Annotated in this window: 12 protein-coding genes; 3 read left to right on the forward strand and 9 right to left on the reverse strand. The window is 44.0% G+C overall.

Going from position 1 to position 15,307, the window contains the following annotated elements:
* The first annotated feature begins 5 nt into the window (after positions 1-5).
* On the forward strand, positions 6-2,933 hold the full coding sequence (locus tag G5B00_RS01330) for a PD-(D/E)XK nuclease family protein (protein WP_163871440.1): 2,928 nt from the start codon (positions 6-8) through the stop codon (positions 2,931-2,933).
* Positions 2,934-2,979: 46 nt separating this feature from the next.
* On the opposite strand, the gene G5B00_RS01335 is transcribed toward G5B00_RS01330, so the two are convergent.
* The 7 genes from G5B00_RS01335 to G5B00_RS01365 all read right to left on the reverse strand — a co-directional run bounded on the left by G5B00_RS01335 (position 2,980) and on the right by G5B00_RS01365 (position 10,483).
* Positions 2,980-3,846 (reverse strand): cupin-like domain-containing protein, encoded by an 867-nt coding sequence (locus tag G5B00_RS01335; protein WP_163871441.1) that lies wholly within the window; start codon positions 3,844-3,846, stop codon positions 2,980-2,982.
* A 230-nt stretch (positions 3,847-4,076) separates the two neighbouring features.
* Entirely contained in the window at positions 4,077-5,096 is a 1,020-nt protein-coding gene (gene gldN, locus G5B00_RS01340; protein ID WP_163871442.1) for a gliding motility protein GldN, read from the reverse strand.
* Positions 5,097-5,110: 14 nt separating this feature from the next.
* Complete coding sequence (gene gldM, locus G5B00_RS01345) at positions 5,111-6,631, reverse strand: gliding motility protein GldM (protein ID WP_163871443.1); 1,521 nt, start codon at positions 6,629-6,631, stop codon at positions 5,111-5,113.
* Positions 6,632-6,672: 41 nt separating this feature from the next.
* Positions 6,673-7,311, reverse strand: coding sequence for a gliding motility protein GldL (gene gldL / locus G5B00_RS01350; RefSeq protein WP_163871444.1), 639 nt, complete (start codon positions 7,309-7,311; stop codon positions 6,673-6,675).
* Positions 7,312-7,336: 25 nt separating this feature from the next.
* Positions 7,337-8,635, reverse strand: coding sequence for an SUMF1/EgtB/PvdO family nonheme iron enzyme (locus G5B00_RS01355; protein WP_205966244.1), 1,299 nt, complete (start codon positions 8,633-8,635; stop codon positions 7,337-7,339).
* Positions 8,636-8,835: 200 nt separating this feature from the next.
* The gene (locus G5B00_RS01360; RefSeq protein ID WP_163871445.1) at positions 8,836-9,603 is read right to left on the reverse strand and encodes a uroporphyrinogen-III synthase; all 768 of its coding nucleotides are present in this window, start codon (positions 9,601-9,603) and stop codon (positions 8,836-8,838) included.
* A gap of 16 nt (positions 9,604-9,619) precedes the next feature.
* Positions 9,620-10,483, reverse strand: coding sequence for a DUF4271 domain-containing protein (locus G5B00_RS01365; RefSeq protein ID WP_163871446.1), 864 nt, complete (start codon positions 10,481-10,483; stop codon positions 9,620-9,622).
* Between the two features lie 266 nt (positions 10,484-10,749).
* Here G5B00_RS01365 and G5B00_RS01370 point away from each other — a divergent pair, with 266 nt between their 5' ends.
* A complete protein-coding gene (locus G5B00_RS01370) occupies positions 10,750-11,295 on the forward strand; it encodes an REP-associated tyrosine transposase (RefSeq protein ID WP_163871447.1) in 546 nt (181 codons plus the stop codon).
* A gap of 62 nt (positions 11,296-11,357) precedes the next feature.
* The gene (locus G5B00_RS01375) at positions 11,358-11,924 is read left to right on the forward strand and encodes a DNA-3-methyladenine glycosylase I (RefSeq protein ID WP_163871448.1); all 567 of its coding nucleotides are present in this window, start codon (positions 11,358-11,360) and stop codon (positions 11,922-11,924) included.
* Positions 11,925-12,081: 157 nt separating this feature from the next.
* Here G5B00_RS01375 and G5B00_RS01380 read toward each other — a convergent pair whose 3' ends face one another.
* Both G5B00_RS01380 and G5B00_RS01385 read right to left on the reverse strand, forming a co-directional pair.
* Entirely contained in the window at positions 12,082-12,627 is a 546-nt protein-coding gene (locus tag G5B00_RS01380) for a phosphoribosyltransferase (protein WP_163871449.1), read from the reverse strand.
* A gap of 2 nt (positions 12,628-12,629) precedes the next feature.
* Positions 12,630-14,678, reverse strand: coding sequence for a transglycosylase domain-containing protein (locus G5B00_RS01385; RefSeq protein WP_163871450.1), 2,049 nt, complete (start codon positions 14,676-14,678; stop codon positions 12,630-12,632).
* Positions 14,679-15,307 lie beyond the last annotated feature (629 nt).

Genomic DNA, 15,307 nt, shown 5'->3' on the forward strand with positions numbered 1-15,307 from the left:
CTGTTATGAAACCATTTTTAGAAGAAGTTGCGGAAAAGCTGGTCCTCTCCTTTGGAGAGGAGCTCAAGGATTGTGCGATCATATTCAATAACAAAAGGCCGGTGATCTATCTGAACAACCATCTGGCAGAGATCCTACAAAAACCATTCTGGAGCCCTGCAACCTTTACCATACAGGAATTTTTGGCCCTCTCTACCGATCTGAAAGTGGCAGACTTTTACACACAGTTTTTTACCCTTTACGATATTTTCAATAAATTATTGCTGGCCGAAGGTGGAAGCCAGATCCCTATGGACAAGTTCTTTCCGATCGCACAGACTATCCTCAGCGACCTTACCCAGATCGATATGGACAATGTACCTGCCCAGCAACTGTTTAAAGAATTAGAAGATATTGCCGTGATCGATCAACAATTTGATTTTCTGACCGAAGAACAACATGCTTTCCTAAGCCAATTTTGGCTATCCTATTCCGAAGGAAAGCACAAAAAGCAACAGGAAAATTTCATCCGCATGTGGCGTAGGATGCCCCGATTGTACAATGATTTCCATCGCGACCTCCAACAAAAAGGTTGGATCACCCAAGCGCAGGTCTATCGGCAGTTGGCCAACGGCATTTGTTCAAATCCCGATTTTGTCCAATCCTACAAGAAACTCATTTTTGTTGGGTTCAATGCTTTAAGTCAGTCGGAAGCGATCATGTTCCAACGTTGGCAACAGGAAGACAAGGCTATCTTCTTCTTTGACACCGACAGCTACTACCTGACAGATCCTTTGCATGAAGCAGGGCTGTTCCTGCGCAAGAATTTCGTACAATACGGTCTACACAATCAACTGGACAACGAACGCGCCTTTCTCAATTTCCATACGGCAGAAGCTCATGTCTACAAAGTACAAGGGCAAAGTGCACAGGCCAAAATCCTCAACACGGTATTGCAGGAAGATTATCAAACCCTGTCCCAAAACCCCACTTACGGAGATACCGCCATCATACTCGCGGATGAAAGCCTACTCGTCCCCACCTTGCAGACCATTCCTTACGAACATACACAGGAGGGCATTAAAGGTATTCCCATCAACCTGAATATGACCATGGGGATCAGTTATGTATCTTCACCGCTCTACGGATACGCCGACCTGTGGCTGACCGTACAAGGATACCTCCAACAAATGGAGGAGCAAGAAGCGACGGTTCCCTACCGATTGGTCGAACTCTTCCTCACACATCCTTTGAGCATAGTCCCCGAACACCTACGCCAACAAATGAGTACCGAATTGGTGAACGAACAACTGGCTCATATCCCCCTGTCCCGACTATTGGAGCAAGGCGGTATATTCAACGTCTTCTTCACCAAGGTAGCTGATGGAGCTACACTGGCCAAAGGCCTGCGAGGAGTCTTGGAATACACCCTGCGGGATTTGTTGCAAAGCAATCGTCTCACAGAGATAAACGCCAACTTATTCAGTAAAACCCTGCAAGAGCTCAACAGGCTTCACGATACATTACAGCACTATGCCCAAGGGCTGAGTCCGGAACATAAATTTGTCACGGCACTGATCCAGCAGGCTTTACAAAGCATAGCCGTACCCCTTTCCGGGGACCCGCTGTCCGGTCTACAGGTCATGGGACTCCTCGAAAGCCGAAACCTCAATTTTGAACATGTCGTCTTTGTTGGTATGAACGACGGTACATTACCAAAAAACACCACGGCCAATTCCTTCATTCCGGATAGCCTCCGTCGGGTATTTGGTCTCCCTGTACTCGAAAACCAGGATGCCATATCCGCATACATTTTCTACAGGCTGGTACAGCGGGCAAAGAAGGTAAGCTTTGTGTACAACAGCCTGACTGATGAAAGCAATACCGGGGAGCCTAGCCGCTTTCTCAAACAATTGGAATACGAGAGCAAGCTCCAGTTCCACTATCACGAACAGCATGTGGCCATCGAGGTCGAAAAAGTACAAGAACGAGAAATCCAAAAGACGGACGCTATCCAATCCAAATTGGATGCCTATCTACGTGGCGAACGAACTTTATCCGCATCGGCCCTGACCACCTATATTGCCAATCCATTGGACTTCTTCTTCAAGGAAATCGCAGGAATCAAAGAACCTGATGAGATCAACGAAGTCGTCGAGGCCAACCATTTGGGAAGTATCCTCCACCAGACATTGGAGGATTTTTACACAGCCTTGAAGATCGAAGATCCACACATCACCGCACAGCGCATTCGGGAAGGTCGAAAAAATTTAACCCCCTTTATAGAAGAGAGTTTTCTGAAGGTCATCTATCCCAACCGAACCGATAAAATACGATTTACGGGTATGCAGCGCGTCATCATGGCGATTGTGGCGGAGTACTGTCACATTATCCTGGATTTTGACGAGGATAATGCTCCCTTTACGATTATACAGATGGAAGAAAAAATGGTTGTGCCCTTCGACTTCGCTGACATTGACGGCAACAGACAGACTATCCTACTCAAAGGGATCATAGACCGTGTACAGTTGAAAGAGGATGGTACAACCCAAATCGTGGATTACAAAACGGGCAGTGACAAGGTAAGTTACAAGAGCTTGAGCGAAGCCTTCGATACACATAGCAAGAACCAGAACAAAGCCCTCATTCAGACACTGTTCTACACCTACGTATTCGAGACGGCAAAACAGATTTCCTGCGTAGAACCTAACCTATATGTCGTTCGTAAAATGAAGAAAGACGGAACCTTGTTTCACACCAAAATCGTCGTAGACGAAAACGGCAAAACGAAAAGCATTCCTACGAAACTATCTGCTGAATTTTTAGCCAGTCAGAAGACCGAATTTCTGGACTTATTGCGTCACAAACTCCGGGAGCTCTTCGATCCCCACACCCCGTTCTACAGAAGCCAACATGAAGATAATTTTAGGTATTCGCCGTATAAAGGTCTATAAATAAAAGCAGCGATGGGATTTCAGATTCCATCGCTGCTTTTATTTGTTATCTATACCGCTTCATCGCTCGATCGGCACGTTTTCTAGCCGTACCGATTTTGTAATGGAGCCATTTGTCCTTAAAGATCTTGCGCATGGTATCGTCGAAATGACGCGTAATGAACAAGTTGCGTGCACCTTTGAGCTTCTCACCAAAAGAATTGGCCAAGGCACGCACCGAAATGGAGTATCCCTCTGTTTCGTACTGAATGTAGTGCCACCAGCCCGCAGGCATGTACAACGTCTCTCCGGGACCGATCACGGCTTCGTAACCGTCCAAATATCTCAACGCCGGATATTCTTCAACACTGCTTGTCTTCAGATTGGCAATACTATGGAAGTTGTACGGTAACTTGTACATCAGATCCGACTGCTCATTCGGAAACACCCAGATACGTTTCTTACCTTGAATCTGCGTGATAAAGACATGGGACATGTCTATATCAAAGTGATTGCGTGTTGCCGAACCCTCACCCCCAAAAAACATAAATGGCAAGCCTTGCAATACCTTACCTCCTGTAGGATCATTATAGATCACATCCTTCTTCAGTTCTGGCCGGATCTTCAACAGATTGAACAAAAACAAGCGCAGTTCCGTAGGTTCGGTGCTGATCTTGTCCAAATACTCTGCAAAACTCATGCGTCCTATCGGTGGACTTGCCGCATGGTTTTGAGCTTCCTCTTCACGGCCGTAGACGTCGATCTGTTCGTTACCCGCTATTTCTTTAAAATAGTCGTAACTCCACTTGCCCCAGCACGGACTATCCGGACTGATAAAGTCTTTAATGATAACGGGCTGACCTTTATTGAGATAATCCCTCACAAAATCCTTTGGAGCGACACCCGAAATGCTATTGACAGGTTTCAGTTTCACAAGCTACTTAATTTAAATACAACACTTAAACATTTCTTCTAACCGCATATCATTGATACTTGAAGGATCTGTATATAGTACACTCCTCAAATAACCAATACAAACTTAAAAAAAAATATTTCTACATTTCAAAGTCCAGAACACATTTTCCAATATTTATTTAGAAAAGTTCTAAAGACCAAGTTGTAGAAATATTTTGAAAAAACAAGTGATCGTAATCACTTAATTGATTAATAAGACCATAGGTCTTGTTCAAAGTCCATCAACGTCTTTTTGATACGCTCGGATTCAAGAAGCCTTTCTATATCATTTCCTACATAATCCTTGATCCTCAGGTCTTCGGTATTGGATTGTTTGATGATATAACTTGCAAATATCCTTTTGATAAATACATCGTCGTAACTCAACCCTGTCGCATCATTATGCCGGTTCATCACCTCTTTATTGACCAACACATGCCTGGCTTCGGGAAAATAAATCCAAAAAGCAGGGATAGGATCGATCTGAATGGTGGGATCGTTTTGCACTGGAACAGGTACTTGTTCATTGGCCGTATTGTTTTCGCCCGTATTTTCCGGTCGTGGTGCAAATGGATCAAACGGATCTGCACTTCCTGTATTGCCATCACTGACCGGAAGCGCATCTGCACCCGGTATGTCCGGTGTGATCAACGGTGCGATCCCGATAATACGTGGCTCAAATACAGAACGTTGTTTGTCAAAAATCCAATCTTCCTTGATACGAAATTTGAGGACATTCTCTCCACTGAAAGCACGATTTTCGTAATGGGAGCTAATCACCTCATTGTTTTCATTAAACTGCTCTACCAATACACTGTCTCCTCCCAACCTTGCCATGACCTGATCGATGGACAGTACCGCCATATGCTCAAAATTGTCCCCCGTAGGATTTTCTTCCGTAGGCGTAGGGTCATAGGCTGTCAGCTCCCCTGCCTGAATGGCATTGACCAAGATGTCCATCAGCCTCGATTTAGGTGATGCAAAAACTTGGTTCAGCTTTTCACGCAAGTCGATCTCTCTCCATACCCGCTTTTGATAGGCAACATCTGTCTGTCGAACAGGTGCATAGGGGATTACTTTACGGTTTTCTATATCGGACTTGACAAAATAGCCATCCACGGGCTTTTCCATAGGCACAGGACTGGTGCTATTGGAAAGATTGGCTTGCTGCGCAAATGTAGGTAGAGAAATACCTAAAGCTATCGTTAACAAAAATATTATCTTCTTCATAGAATTCCCTTCTATTAGTTCGTTACTTGGAACGTAATGGGGTTCAAGTTTTGTGCCACACCGTCCGGCCCTACCCCTACAATATCATAGATCATGACGACCGATCCTGAGGTCAATCCACCCAATGCGGTTTTCATCTGTCCTGAAAAATTATTTCCAGAGGCGGCGAATACCAAAGGATCTACCCTCGGCTTAGCAATATACATGTTAAATTTGGTCACCGAAAACTTCGCATCAAAATCAAAATTGTCTAAGGCGGCCGACACGACAGTCTGTCCACGCAATTGTGCTGCCGAAATCCTTCCCCCATCTTTACCTGCTACACGCGCAGTGGGTCTTGGAATACGTTTCACACGAAACTTGGAACTACCGAGATTCTGTACCTTTCCATCGATCGTAGCGGAGACATTCAGTGTGACATCACCGGGAGACGACACCCGTGCGATATACTTGGCATCTCCCCGCGAAGTGAGATTGACCCCTGCTCCGGAGACTTTCAAACTCTCTGCCGGAATACCGGGAGCCGATATGGAAATAGGATTGTCTACCCCAATGTAAAACACATTCATTGCATCCGGGGAGACTACCGCAGATGGCTTAGCCACCTGGAATGTCATTGGCTCTGTTTCATATACCTTGACTGTGCCATCTGTCTGTTGTACTTGGATAGAGCCTTTCCAAGTGTGTGTGCCTACACCCGGGGTGACTGTATAGGTACCCTGTCCGTCCACAACAGGTATAGACGATCCGTTTACGGATATCTGCGGAGTAGATTTCGAATCGTAAGCCGTTAGGAATACCTTGGCGGTGTAGGGCTGCCCAGCAATCAGATAGGACGTTGGAGCAACGGCCACTGCCGCAAATTTATCCAGATTGACTACAGCCTGATCCATTTTTCCAAAGATATGTTTCACGACAGCCGACTCGGCATTTTTCGCATCGGCATGGATCTTCTCCAGAGCCGTGATTGCTGCCGTCAATGGTATGCCATCGCCAAAGTTGACTTCTTCCCAACTTCTTTTCACTCCTCCTCTTGGTTTAGGATCCTCAGCGGACAACGAAAAATTAACTTCATTGTTTGTCAGTTTTTTCAATTCTGCCGCTGTAGAATTAATCATCTCACGCAGTTCCTTACCCCTTTTCTGATTGATCATCAAACGAGCTGAGATATCGGTACTGCTCCGAAAAGTAACATCTCCTGTCTCTTCATTCATTCCTCCACCCTCTTGCGTAAGCAATTGATCGTATTCCTCGAGCTTTTCCGTCAGCTTTGCCACCAATTGTTGCGCTTGTTCGGCCTTATCCAACAATGGCTTGGCGCGCTCCGGGTTCTCCTTCATCTTCGTCTCCCGAAAAGCCAAAAACATATTGTCTATACCCGCCTGCGTATTCTGTGTTGACGTATTCAAGCTATTCCCAAGATTTTTAAATGCATCGAGGATAGAATCACTTACATTTAGTGCCACTAAGCCGAGCAGCACCAAATAAAGGATACCTATCATCCGCTGTCTTGGTGTTTCTTTATGTCCTGCCATAATTTTCTATGCTCCTTTTAAAAATTTAGATACAAAGAATATTAGGACCGATTAGCACTCATCGCAGACAACATGTTGCCGTAAATCGCATTTAATGACGACAGGTTTTTATTGAATGTGCTTACTTGCTCTTTAAATTGCTGCATGTCGGCCGCTGACTCATTAAATGTCTGTAGATCTGCAGCAGCACGGTCAAAAGCATGGCTCAGTTGCGAAGCGCCGATCGAAGCAGCATTCAGCTTGTCCGCAAACTGATTTGTTGCTGAGGCTGTATCAGCAACCTTAGAGATTGCCGCCACTTTGTCTCCAAAAGTCCGAAGACCGTCACCCAGATTCCCGATGAGGTTTTCATCGATTTTAGCATCTTGCAGCAATTTATCCAACGCAGCTGTATTTCCTATAGCGACAGGTTGAGCAGCTACAGAAGCGGTACGCTTCGGCAATTCGCCATTATAGTCTTCATCCAGTTCCGGATACACCCTTGTCCAGTCCACCTCTTTCTCGGCAGATATGAATCCCATGATAAAAAAGAGGACAGCCTCCACCGCCAGACCGACTCCAATCATCCATTCGCCACCTTTAAAGTGCAATATCTTAAACATCAAACCAATAATAACGACGGTAGCCCCCCAATTGATGAAGGTATTGATCCCAAAGCCAAACTTCTTTTTCTTTGCCATGTTTTGATAAAATATATTTTCTATGTTAATGAGTCACTCCCGGAAAATTCGTTATCGACCTAAATCCGATATAAGATTTCGCCGTATCCTGGTATTCGTACTGTCTCGTCCCATTCTGCAAAAAGAAGCCTATATCTTTCCAGGATCCTCCCCGCACCACTTTACGCTTCATCGCTAAAGGATCGTCTGCTTTAGCATGATGCGTATAAGTCGGGTTCATATCATGCACAAACGAATAAGCCGATTCGTTATAAGTAGATTTAGTCCATTCGGCTACGTTGCCAGCCATATTGTACAAACCAAAGTCGTTGGGAAAATAAGAATAAACAGGTGCGGTATATGCAGCACCGTCATCCATATAGTTTCCGCGCCCCGGTTTAAAATTGGCCATCAGACAGCCACGGGCATTACGTGCCGTAGGTCCACCCCAGGGATACTGCATCCCTACCTTACCTCCCCGGGCAGCATATTCCCATTGTGCCTCTGAGGGCAGTTCGTAGTCCAAACGAGGCTGTTGCTTGTTTTTATATGCTGCGTTATTGAATAGGCGGGTTCTCCAGACATTGAAAGCCTGTGCTTGTCTCCACGTGACACCGACTACAGGGTACTCGTTGTACGACGGATGTGAAAAATAACCGTTCACCATAGGCTCGTTCTGCGCATAGCTAAAGTCGGCGAGCCATACTGTGGTATCCGGATAGACAAACATGGTATCACGACGTATAAAATCGGACCTTTTCTTTGTTGGATTACCTTTTGCGGCTATGGCAGCCTGCAGATCATACCATTCATAATGATAACGTAGCAAGTTGGGGTCCAATTCGTTCTTGCCGAATATCCTGTCCTCTCCCTGATAGTACATGCTACTTATCTTTTCCAATACATTAGGATCCTTAGACTTCCATGGGGAGTTTTTGTACACTTTGTCCCAATCGATGTATCTTTTATCGCCATTGGCCGATTGTATGAAATAAGTATCATCCCCAAGAAAATTGTGGATCAACACAGAATCTCTTACCCAAAATACAAACTGTCTGTATTCGCTGTTGGATATCTCTGTATCATCCATATAAAACGGAGCAATGGTCACCTGCCTGTTTTGAGCGGTCTGCGAAAAGGTAATATCTTCGTCAGACTGTCCCATAATAAAGGTTCCTCCCGGGATCAAAACCATACCGTGAGGCGTTTTATTCGCCTTCAGTTTATTCAACTGCACCCCTACCAATTCTCCTGAATTCCCTGGACTCTTACAGCCCATTTGTAACAGGATCAATCCTGCAAACAGAAACACATAACAGGCAAAATTGTATTTGTTAAAGTTCATAAAAATTCATCTAGCTAGGAAAACCATATGTTTTCGAGCCTCTAATATACGCTTTTCTAAGTACGCAAATGTACAGGATAATGTTTTACTTTGTTTAGACTTTACAAAAGAAAATAAAATTATGTAACAATCTATCCACTTTTAACATCTTTTAACAGTTGTTTCAACAATAAAAAGCAGCACTCCGTACTGCTTTCCTTTTATTTGTTCACCTGCTTTATATACTGCTCTACAGCCATAGTCATACTTGGTGCTGTCGGTGTAGGTGCAGGGATATCCAATATCAACCCTTTTTCCAACAAGGCCTGCTGCGTACTGGAACCAAAGGCAGCTATCCGCGTATCATTTTGGACAAAGTCCGGAAAGTTTTCGTATAATGACTGTACGCTGGATGGGCTAAAGAAGACGATGATATCGTAAAATACGTCCTTCAGATCGGTGATATCACTGATGACGGTACGAAACAGCACCACAGGTGTAAAATCGTATCCATTGTCCTGCAACCATTTTTGTGTTTCCTCATTGGCTACATCCGAACAAGGGAACAGAAATTTCTCGTCACTGTGCTTTTTAAGTACTTCTTCCAAGTCTTTGGCCGTCTGCTTGCCGAAGAAAATCTTACGTTTACGGTATTGGATATACTTTTGGAGGTACAACGCTATGGCTTCAGAAATACAGAAGTACTTCATATCGGCCGACACTTCAAAACGCATCTCTTCGCATACTCTAAAGAAATGATCAACCGCATTTTTACTCGTAAATATCACGGCTGAATAGTCCGCAAAGTTGATTCGCTCTTTCCGCACATCCTTTGCCGAAACTCCTTCAACATGAATAAAACCACGAAAATCCAACTTGAGATTATACTTCGAAGCCAACGTAAAATAAGGTGACTTGTCGTTTTCAGGCTTAGGCAAAGTAACTAATATACTTTTCACTTTTTTTGCTCGCGCAACATCAATCTGCATAAATTCTCTCTTTAATTTAATGGCTTAGCATCTTCACTAAAATTAAAATCGGTGCTATTTCTAAGGTGCAAAGATAAAGAATTAAATAAAAGATTGAAAACTTTAGTTGCCCGAGCATGTGGAAGGCGATCGTAAAGAACCTGTATAAAAACAGTACAGACACCGCTCCAGAGAATAAAATTAACAAAAATTTAAAGTAAAAAACAGGTACAAAAGTAAATATCAACAGACCGGGTATAAGGATAAGCATACTATTGAAGTAAACCAGATACAACACCACAATATATTCCCGCACAAGCCGCTCGATTTCGAAGACAGAACCTATCAGACGTAGTACAAGGATTTTTGCGGCAAACAACAAAGCCACAGATCCCGACAGCCTAAAGAAATTGGACAAAGACAATACCTCCATATCCCTAAAAGCCGACACATACACCAATAAGAAAAGTGCCAATGAAAAACTGAACAGGATATAGAGAAAGATATAGGGCCAAGACGTCAATACACTGTCCTCTTTGCTGATGTTTTGCAAGACCTGCTTGTCGTAATATGCCTGCACAATATTTCGGAATAAGGATGTAAAAAAAAGACGTACCAGACCTATGCCTAAGATCAGCAACAACAATACCACGATCACCCAAACCGGCCGTACAAATTTGGTCACAGCCACTTCTGCCGCATGACCTGCTTTTGCCTCAGACAAAGAATCCATGAAGCCCATCCATCGGATGAAATCATTGCCTTCTACAACAATGTGTTGCCGCAGGCTGTCCAATAGCGGATTGGCTCTTGCCTCATTCAAAAAAACGTATTCCCGGGACAATGAATCGTGCACATGCCGGACATAAGCCAGTGAATCGATAGCTGATGATGAAGGCACATTTTGGGCGAAGAGATGCAAAAAATTGAAAAAGAATAAAAAGAAAAGGATTGAAAAAACCTTTTTTTTGCTAACTTCCGTCAATTTTAGTACCATGTGTTTCATGCGCAATCAAAGGTATGATTTTTTAGTGGTATCTAACTAACGCTAGCACACGAATCTAAAAGCTAGCGCACGAATCCTTTCGTGTGCTCAATTTATTTCAGTCTCCTTTTCATTCTACTACAAGACTACGCTATCTTTGTATGGAACAATCCTTGCGATGCATGAGCCGAAAATATAAATTTCATAATCCCGAAGGGTTATATTTTGTTAGTTTTGCTGTAGTTTATTGGATTGACTTATTCACAAGAGAGGAATATTGTTCTATATTTATCGATACACTCAAATTTTATGCAAAGGACAGACTCGAACTATACGCCTACTGTATCATGCCTAGCCATGTCCACATGATCTTTAGGGATAAAAATAATAAACCGGAACTTTTATTGGGCAATATCAAGAGATATTCCTCGCAACAGATTCAAAAAGCCATTGAAAGTAACGCTGAAGAAAGTCGAAAAGACTGGCTACTCTGGATGATGGTACAGGCAGCTAACAAGGAAAAGAATGTAAACAAAAGGATGTTATGGCAACATCATAACAAACCAATTGAACTATGGAGTTCCACTGTCATCGATCAAAAGGTAGATTATATTCACGACAATCCTGTGAAAGCAGGCTATGTAACGAAGCCTTGGCATTGGAAATATAGTAGTGCTACTAATTATGCTAATGGACTAGGGACGATTGAAATTTGTGATATTGGTTAAACTGGAAAAGGTCGGGCACACGAAGGGATTCGTGCGCCAGCATAAGAAAAAAATCTTACAACATGACAAAAGAACATATCACACGCTGCCCTTGGTGCGGAGATGACGCCGAATATGTCAAATATCACGACGAAGAATGGGGCAAACACACGAAAGACGAACAGACACTTTTTGAATTTCTCATACTCGAATCAGCGCAAGCGGGATTGAGCTGGCTCACCATCCTACGAAAGCGGGAAGGATACCGAAGGCTTTTTGCAGACTTTGAAGTACAAAAAGTAGCCCAATTCACAGAAGGGCAAATAGACGAAATAGTCCAGGATCCGGCCATCGTACGACACCGTGGCAAGGTTGCCGCCGCTGTACAAGCTGCCCGCATCTTTATAGACATCCAACAAGAGTTTGGTAGTTTTTACAACTATCTATATAGTTTTATGCCCAATGGCCAACCTATTGTTAATACACTGGAAAGCCTACGCAATGCCCCTACTTCCACACCCGAATCTGACGCCATCGCAAAAGACCTCAAAAAACGCGGTATAAAATTCTTCGGAACAACGATATGTTATGCATATATGCAAGCTGTAGGCATGGTCAATGATCATCTTGTGAACTGTAGGTTTAGATAAGAGGATCTAAAAAGCCGTCATGTTGAGCGAAGTCGAACACATCTCAATCTAGTAAAGCATTCACTATGAACGAGATCGTTATTCATACTATGTCTGTTTTCAAAGGCATTCATGATTGCTTCGCAATTCGACATGCTCAGGATGACGAACTGGAAATTCAGGGCTTTTTAGACACCTTCCTATAAATATCGGGAAGATTACGGCATTGCCCGTTATAATCCAATCCATAGCCTACCACAAATTCTTTATCCACCTCAAACCCAACGTACATAATATTGTCAAAATCATATTGTAGACAAGAGGGCTTAAGCAGAAGCGTACATACACTGAGACTCGCTACTCCCGATCTTTCCAAACCCGCCAGCGTATGTCTTAACGAGGTTCCCGTATCCACAATATCCTCCACCACGATCACATGTCTCCCCCGAAGATCGATCCCCAAACCGATCAGCTCCAGTACCTCACCCTTGTCCATCCCCTCGTACGAAGCCAGCTTGATAAAAGACATTTCACAAGGAATATGGATCTGTTTCATCAGATCGGCCATGAACATAAAACAGCCATTCAAAACGCCAACAAAGACCGGGTGTCGGGCCTCATATTTCATACTGATATCGATCCCCATCAAACGTATCCGTTTTTTGATCTGTTCGTAATCGATAAAACGTTCGAAACGCAGGCCGTCTATTTCTATGTGATCCATAATTATTTTTCTTTGCCAAATAGCTTGTCCAGGATAGATTTTTTCGTAGCTTCTTCCGCTTCTATCTCGCGCATGGCCCTTTCGTGATCCTCGACCACATCTTGGTTCGCTGTATCTGCAGTATCTACAATAGCCGGTGCCGCAGGTCTCCATCGAGGTTGCAACAATACTTGATAAAAACCGTAGTACTCCGGCACTTCTACATTGGTCAGATCCCCCACTTTGGTCATGATATGTCCATACGTATTGAAATGCCGTTGTACCCAAGGCTTCAAATGCCCAGTATGGTCAAACGAAGAAAGCCCCGTCTTGGGTCTGGGAATAATGCTGGATAAAAACAGGCTCTCACCCAAGGTAAGCTCCTGCGGTTTTTTCTGGAAATAATATTCAGCTGCCTCCGCGATACCATACACGTTCCTGCCCCATTCAATAATGTTGAGGTAAATTTCAAACAGTCGATCTTTACTCACCTCTTTGGAAGCTTCCATGAGCCACACCAACAGGATCTCCTCGATCTTTCGATCCATGGTCTTCTTCCTGTTGAGGAAAACGTTCTTCACCAACTGCATGGATATCGTACTGGCCCCTCGTTTGAATTTCCGTTCTTTGAGGTTGGTCGAGATAGACAGTTTGAACGCCTCCTCTTCAAAACCATTGTGCCTATAGAAAAAAGGGTCTTCCGTATTCCGGACTGTCGTCTTCAGTACATAAGGTATCTGCTGTAGAGGTACAAATTTCGGATTTTGAGGACCAACGACGATATTTCGCACCAAGGTGGTATCCTCATATACCGAATGGACGAATGGATACTTCAACGAATCTACACGTGCTTTACCCCATTTGATGACTTTCAGGTCCTTGTCGTCAATAGACGAACGAAACACGATATTGTCCGGATTGTCAAGCTCTATCGCAAAATCTAAATCGTAAGCGATATTTCCAGACACCTCCACCCCTTCCAACGATTCGAACAAACCTTGCGGAATAGCGTCAAAAAAATCCTGTGCCGCAAATACTCCTGTATGTACAGATAGTTCTACTTGTCTTTTCGGTTTTCGCGTGTATTTGGCTTGTGGACTTACGGTGAATTTTTCTACCGACACCGAAGAGCCCTTGCTCAGTGCTATATAGTCATTGGATATATCAAAGCCTCCATCGAGCTTGATCTCCGGCACGACAATATCCTCACTGGACAATCGACGGTGATTAACCAATAGGTTGTGCGATTCTACTTCGCCTTCCAGACTGAGCAAATCTTTTGCCTGTCGCTTGATAGGGTGCAAGTCGAATATCAACTTATCAAAACTGACTTTGAGCCCATACTTACGCCGTAAGAACGGAAGTTCCGTTCCTTTTTCCTTGGCTGATATCTCTACGCGCAGCTTCTGTCTGCTGCTATTCACATGACCTTTCAGCATCCACTCTGCATCATGTTCATTGAGAAACAAAGACGTTTCAAAATCTCCTCCACTCACTATAGCTTCGGGAACACGGATTTTTTGTGTGCTACCTGTATCGCTATAGGAAACCTCAAAATCCTGTACCTTTAAATTTTCCGGCACTAGCGAAAAAAACTGCTTGGCCAGCTTTTCTGTCCATTCTGCAAAATTCTTTTCGGAGGGCTGTTCTATCCGCACACTATCTTTATCCTTCTTACGAAACAAAAAATCATAGTTGCTGGTCGAATCGCCTTTCACAAAAGACACCCTTCCTTTTGTGACATCCAGATTTCCGATCTTGATCTGCCCCCAAAGCAAGGGTAATATACGGATGCGGACTGCCAGCCGTTGCATTTGGGCCAAAGTGTCTCTTTGTTCAGGTACGATGGCCATATCCTCAAAAACGACCGTTGTCAGCCCATCAAAGCCATAGCGTGCAGTATGCAAGTCGACGTGGTACTCCTTTTTCAGCTTATGCTGTACCTTTACCATCGTACGGCGAAGAATATCTCCCCGCTTGGACAATCCTACGGCAACTCCTATTCCTAACAGCACGATCAATGTACCCAACACCACAATCCATACTTTCTTCTGTCTGATAGTCATCTTCATACACAGCTAAAATAAGGAACTTTTTCAAAGTAGGGGTATTTTTTTTGTCCACGTAGGAATCCATGCAGGGTATATTTGTTTTGTACGCACGAAAGGGTTTGTACGGGACAAATGCTAAAATAATTATTTTTAATGTTATGAATGGTGTTGGGTCGAAAGGGAGGATTTTGTTATACACTTTTATGCGCCTCTCTCGCCGGCGCAGGGCGACTTCTTTTCTCTTGACAGAAAAGAAGCAAAAGGTCAAGACTGTGTGTAGCCTGTTCAAGCCGCCACGCTTCGCTATGGAAGCGCCTTTTGATGTCTCCCCCCCACAATCCCTTCCCAAAGACTGAAAGGCTTGCATTGTGCCGGATGTACGCCATCAAGACCATAGCTCCACGGTCTTGCTTTCCATGCTACACAAGGCCTTTTTTGAGGATAGTACTTTTTACGCTGGCTTGCAGACAACGTCTTGATATGTAGGTAAAGCTAGCCGTTGTGGAAAGCGCAACGCCCATTTCACCAGCATCGGCAGGAATAGCCCTGCAACGGGAGGCTGTACGTTGGGACGCCCCTAGCTCCGTTCAGTTTTGTCGACAGGACTGTGTGCAATGGCCCTAGGGAGACAAAACTAAGGGCATCAGTTC

The organism is Parapedobacter sp. SGR-10, assembly GCF_011030405.1.
Classification (GTDB): Bacteria; Bacteroidota; Bacteroidia; order Sphingobacteriales; family Sphingobacteriaceae; genus Sphingobacterium.